This is a genomic window from Paenarthrobacter sp. CM16 (genome assembly GCF_013179505.1).
Taxonomy (GTDB): Bacteria; Actinomycetota; Actinomycetes; order Actinomycetales; family Micrococcaceae; genus Arthrobacter.
The window spans coordinates 1-5,259 of sequence record NZ_JABMCX010000311.1 but is presented as its reverse complement, the minus strand read 5'-3'; the positions used below and the strand labels follow the sequence as shown (position 1 = coordinate 5,259).

The window sequence follows — 5,259 nt, the reverse complement described above, 5'->3', positions numbered from 1 at the left end:
GATGGGACGCACCGGGTCTCGTTGGATGAGGTCATTGTGACCATGCGGGAAACGGGCAAGGACATGTCCCATAAGTACAAGGAAACCGCGATGGGCGGCCTCGCCGTCAACGTCGTCGAATGCTGAGCCTGTTTACTGTCAGTGCCTAGTGCCATGCTGTATCCATGAGCGGGGGATACGACAGGGATTTTTTGCGGGCACGGCTTGAGCTGCCCAGTCCGTCGGCAACGACGATTCTGTTGGACTACATCCACTTCTCCGTGCGTTTCCGGGCTGCCCGGAAGCTCGCGGCGATCGTGGGCGTCAACATCCACGGTAAGGAACTGAATCCGCTGGCCCGCGAGGGCACGTGGCACTTCGATGACAGGATTCCCAGGGAGCACCAGGCGGGTCCGGACGTTTACAAGAACAACGCCTTCGACCGCGGCCATTTGGTCAGACGGCTGGATCCCGTCTGGGGGGACGCTGCCACGGCGAAGAAGGCCAACCAGGACACCTTCGCCTTCACCAATGCTGCCCCTCAGGTGGACGACTTCAACCAAGGCAAAGAACTCTGGGTGGGGCTGGAGGACCACGTCTTGAGCCACGCGGATGCCCACGATGCCAAGCTCAGTGTCTTTACGGGCCCCGTGTTCCGGGACGACGATCAGCCCTACCGGGGTGTCCAAATCCCGCGGAAGTTTTGGAAGATCGCGGCCTGGACCAACGATGCCAAGCTGGCCGCCGTGGGCTTCGTCCTGGACCAATCACCGCTGCTCGGGAAAGTAGAGCTCAAACGGGCCATTGACCAGCGGCTCCTCGAAGGAGAGCCACCTCCGCTGGGACCCTTCCGAACGTTCCAGGTTCCCATTGGGCAGATAGCAAACCTAACCGGGCTGAGCCTCAGCAGGCTCACCAACGCGGACCGGCTCGTCAGCGGCCAGCGTGAACTGGGCAGGCAGCCGAAGGCGATCGAGTTGGAGAGCGCGGACCAGATCCGTTTGTGAGCAACGGCAGATCGGCGCTTTCGCTCGTAGACCAGCCGATTTCGCTTGGCCCGATAGACTTGGGGCTGCATGTCCGCATGCGTACCGAGCTTTTGAACACTGCACCAAACCCCTGAGATTGGACACGGCCACCTTGCGAGAATTTACCGCCCGCTTTGCCACCGCCGAGGAAATCGACAACTGGGACAAGCACGTCACGGCCAACCCGAACGGCGGCAACATGCTGCAGTCCGACGCCTACGCCGCAGTCAAGGACGGTAACGGCTGGTTGGTCCGCCGGCTCGTCATCGAAACCCAGGAGTACAGCAGCTACAACTTGCTCCTTGAGAAGAAGTTCCCTGTCCTGGGCCGGCTCTGGTACCTGATCAAAGGCCCGGACGTTGCTGCTGTGGAAGACATCCAGCCCCTGCTGAAGGCCGTGGCCACCTTGGCCAAGGAACAGAAGATGAACGTCTTCACCATCAAGATAGAGCCCGACGTCGTGGAGTCACCTGAGGTGACTGCGCAACTGAAAGCCGCCGGGTTGGTCAAAGCGCCCAACATCCAATCCAACGACTCCACTGCCATTCTGGATATCTCGGCCCCAGCAAACGAAGTACTGAGGAGCATCTCCTCGCGTGCCCGGAACGCTGTCCGCAGGGCCGAGCGTGAAGGGTGCGAGGTTGTGCAGGGAGAGCCCGGCGAGGACAGTTACCGCAAGCTGTACGCCCTCATGCGGAACACCATGGACGCTAAAGGTGCCATGCCGCTGCGGAGCTACGAGTACTACGCAAAGTTCTGGGAAGAGTTCTGCAGCCGCGGGCAGGGGCACTTCTTCTTCGTTCACGAGGACGGGGCACCCAGTGTTGGTGCCTTCGTGATCAACTACGGATCAAAGGCCACTTACAAGGACGGTGGATCAACCCAGAACCGTAAGCAGTACGGCGATTCACACCTGGCGCAGTGGGCAGCAATCCAGCGCATGCAGGAGCTCGGCTGTGTGGAGTACGACTTCTGTGGGACTCCGCCGGCGGCACACATCAAGGACAAGTCCCACCCGCTTTACGGCCTGGGATCCTTCAAGACAAGCTTCACCAAGACCGTCACGGATTTCGTGGGCTGTTACGACCACGTGGTGGGGCCAATCCGCTACAAACTCTGGCTCAAGGGGGCGGAGCGCGTTTTCCGCCGTGTCGAGACCATGCGTACCGGCGGCCAGTTCTACTGACGGACAGCCCCAGCCAGCAAACAAAACTTCAGGCCCGCCCCGGCCACCAACGGGTGCAAATCTACTGTTAGGTGAGGTAATTTCTTTGACTCCGATTGAGGCTGGAACCGCCATGGAATTCGTGATTCTCAGTGACGCTGATTTCGAGGCCTTCGCCAAGGGACACCCGCAGGGAAGCTTCATCCAGTCCCTGGACCTCACGCGTTTTCAGCGTGCCCGCGGACAGGAAGTGGAACTCTTCGGAGTAATGCAGAATGGCGTCCTGATTGCTGCAGGAAAGCTGGTCTACACGGCCAACCGCCTGGGCTACAAAATCGCAGACTGCGCCAAGGGACCACTGATGGACTACAGCGACCCCGCGGTGGTTCGCTTCGTCGTCGAGCAGTTGAAGAAGCACGCGGCTAGCAAGAAGGCTGCCGAGCTGCGGATCTCGCCCAACATCCGGTACATCGCACGGGACGAAGAAGGCGCCGAGCACCCCGAAGTTGAGGACAACCGTCCGCTGCTGAAGGAATTCGAAGGCCTGGGCTTCAAGCACCAGGGCTTTGAGATGAACTTTGCCAACATCAACTGGATGTTCATCAAGCAGTTGGACGGAATCGCTGATTCCGAAGAGCTCATCATGGGCATGAACTACCGCACCCGCAAGGCCATCCGGAAAGCCGAGAAGAACGGCGTCTACCTGGAACAGGCAACGCTGGAGACGCTGGATGAGTTCTACAACGCACTGAGCACTGCCGGGGACGAGAAAGGCTTCACGTACCGCGAACGCGAGTACTACGAGCACCTGCTCCGTAACACCTCGGACGAGTTCACCAAGCTCATGATGGCCAAGATCAATATCCCTGAGTACCGGGCCTCCATCACCGAACGGCTCGATGCCGAATCCAAGACCCTCGCAGACCTGAAGCGGGAAGTCGAGGAGACCGGCAGCAAGAAGAAGGCCAACCGGATCAAGGTAGTCCAGGACCTCGTTGACAGTTACGAGCGCAGCCTCAAGGACATCGAACGCTTCCCGGATTCAGTTGGCGTTGCCACTGTGGCCGCCATCCACTTTGCCTGCTCCGGCGACGAACTGGTGTGCGTCATTGGCGGCACCGTGCAGGATTACATCTACTTCAACGGCGCAACGTCCCTGTACTGGGGCATGATGCTGCACGCCTTGAACAACGGATACTCGCGCTACAACTTCTACGGCACGTTCGGCATCCAGGGCCAGGATGAGACCGGCCACGGAGGGTACGAGTTCAAGAAGGGCTTCGGTGGCGAAGTGGTCCAACTGGTGGGCGACTTCGTGGCCCCGGTCAATCCGGTTATTTTCCACGGATACCGCGCGGTCAGGAAGCTCGCAGGGGCCGCCCAGACAGTGCTGGGACGATTGCCACTTGAGAAATTGCCGGTAGTAGGAAAACTTCGGAGGAACCGCTAATCACACAAGCCAAGGGAGGATCACCGCGTGACTGAACGCCCCGACGGGTCCGCCAGCAGGCCCCATACCGATGGGTTGCCCAAGACCCAGCCATTGCGGCCATCCCAGGTCCGGCAGAACGTCAACGCCAAACGCATGCTCATGCGTCTGGTTCAAGGCGATAGCCCACCTACAGCACCAATGAACATCGTGGACCGGTTGGCGGGAAGCCCCTATGCCAACCCCACCATCCAAGTGGTGGGAGTGGACGCCTCCGCCCGCAAAACCATCGACTTCGCCCTTCATCTGGCCGAGGTCATGTTCCGTTACGGTGCAGGTGCCCTTGAGGTCGAGACCAGCATGATCGCCGTGACGGCGGCGCTGGGATTGAAGAACGTGGAAGTGGACATCACCAACCAGTCGGTGGCCATTAACTACGCGCCCAAGGACCAGACACCCATCACGCTCCTGCGTGTAGTGCGCTCCTGGACCAACAACTACGCGGGGTTGGCGCAGGTACACCAACTGGTGACTGACATTGTGGCCGGGGGAGTGGGGCGCGATGAAGCTGTGCGCCGCTTGAACGAGATCATTCGCAGCGCCAAGCCTTTCCCGCGCTGGATGGTCACCATTGCGTTCGGCATTTTCTCGGCCGTTTTCGTGGGCGTTCTGGGCGGCGGGCTGGGTGCATCTGCTGTGGCTTTCTGCTCCAACATCCTGATCAGCCTGTTGTCACGGCAGCTGGCACGGTGGCGGACGGCGGACTTCTTCAACACCATGGCGTGCGCGTTCCTGGTCACCTTCATTGCCCTGATGCTGCGGTGGGCTGGTGTGGACATTGCTCCGTCCATTGTGGTTGCCGGCGGGATCCTGCTGCTCCTGCCAACGGGTCGCCTTGTCTCTTCAGTGCAGGACGCGATCAACGGATTCCCCGTGACAGCAGCGGGCCGGTTCCTTTCCACGGCGCTGACGTTCGGTGCCATCGTGGCAGGTATAGGCGTGGCTGTAGTGGTCGGAACGTTGATGGGCAGCGCCGTACTTGATGTCACGGACACATTCCCCGACGCTTACCCTTTGTGGGGCCAGGCCATTCTGATCGCCATTGCGGTGGTGGCCATCGGCGTCACCGAACAAACGCAAATGCGTCTGTTATTCCCGACGGCGGCAGTCGGCTTGGTGGGCTTCTTCGTCTTGTGGGGGGCTGGCGCAGCCGGACTCGGCGATCGCTTGTCGCCCGCAGTGGCTGCGGTGGTGATCGGCCTGCTGGGCCGGGTAGTGGCGCTCAAACTCGGTGCGCCGCAGCTGGTGGTTGCAGTTCCGGCGGCATTGATCCTGCTTCCCGGCCTTACCATCTTCCGGTCCATGTATGTTTTGACTGTTGAAGAGGGCGACATCCTGGCCGGTGCTGGTGGCATGCTCAACGCGGGTGCGATTGTCCTTGGCGTTGCCGCGGGCATCGTGCTCGGGGACAACTTGGCCAGGCCGCTGACGAAGGGCCTTTCCAGCAATGAACGGCGCAGGGTGCGCAGGCGTTAGGAAAATTGAAACTCAACGGAAAAGGGCGCCGCTTCAAGCGGCGCCCTTTTCCGTGGTGAAGGCTAGATCTGCCCGACCGGAAGCTTTTTTTCGGCCTGGAAGACTTCCTCCACGCGCCCTTG

5 protein-coding genes are annotated in these 5,259 nt (G+C 60.5%); all 5 read left to right on the top strand.

Translation table 11 applies throughout. The annotated features are described in order from the left end of the window. Positions 1-126, top strand: a 126-nt coding sequence (locus HP499_RS20430; protein ID WP_159709123.1) for an L-serine ammonia-lyase, iron-sulfur-dependent, subunit alpha, incomplete at its 5' end; no start/stop codon positions are given. Between the two features lie 38 nt (positions 127-164). Further along, positions 165-986: a DNA/RNA non-specific endonuclease gene (locus HP499_RS20425; RefSeq protein WP_172325963.1), complete on the top strand. Its 822-nt coding sequence runs from the start codon at positions 165-167 to the stop codon at positions 984-986. 118 nt (positions 987-1,104) lie between these two features. Then, positions 1,105-2,193, top strand: a complete 1,089-nt coding sequence (locus HP499_RS20420; RefSeq protein ID WP_172325962.1) for a peptidoglycan bridge formation glycyltransferase FemA/FemB family protein — start codon at positions 1,105-1,107, stop codon at positions 2,191-2,193. A 112-nt stretch (positions 2,194-2,305) separates the two neighbouring features. Further along, the gene (locus HP499_RS20415; protein WP_172325961.1) at positions 2,306-3,622 is read left to right on the top strand and encodes a peptidoglycan bridge formation glycyltransferase FemA/FemB family protein; all 1,317 of its coding nucleotides are present in this window, start codon (positions 2,306-2,308) and stop codon (positions 3,620-3,622) included. A gap of 27 nt (positions 3,623-3,649) precedes the next feature. Continuing rightward, positions 3,650-5,137 carry a threonine/serine exporter family protein gene (locus tag HP499_RS20410; RefSeq protein WP_172325960.1) on the top strand — a complete coding sequence of 496 codons (1,488 nt, stop codon included), beginning with the start codon at positions 3,650-3,652 and terminating at the stop codon, positions 5,135-5,137. Positions 5,138-5,259 lie beyond the last annotated feature (122 nt).

Excerpts from the sequence above, each read along its gene's own strand:
- HP499_RS20415 (WP_172325961.1), top strand. The coding sequence starts at position 2,306 with ATGGAATTCGTGATTCTCAGTGACGCTGATTTCGAGGCCTTCGCCAAG.
- HP499_RS20425 (WP_172325963.1), top strand. The coding sequence starts at position 165 with ATGAGCGGGGGATACGACAGGGATTTTTTGCGGGCACGGCTTGAGCTG.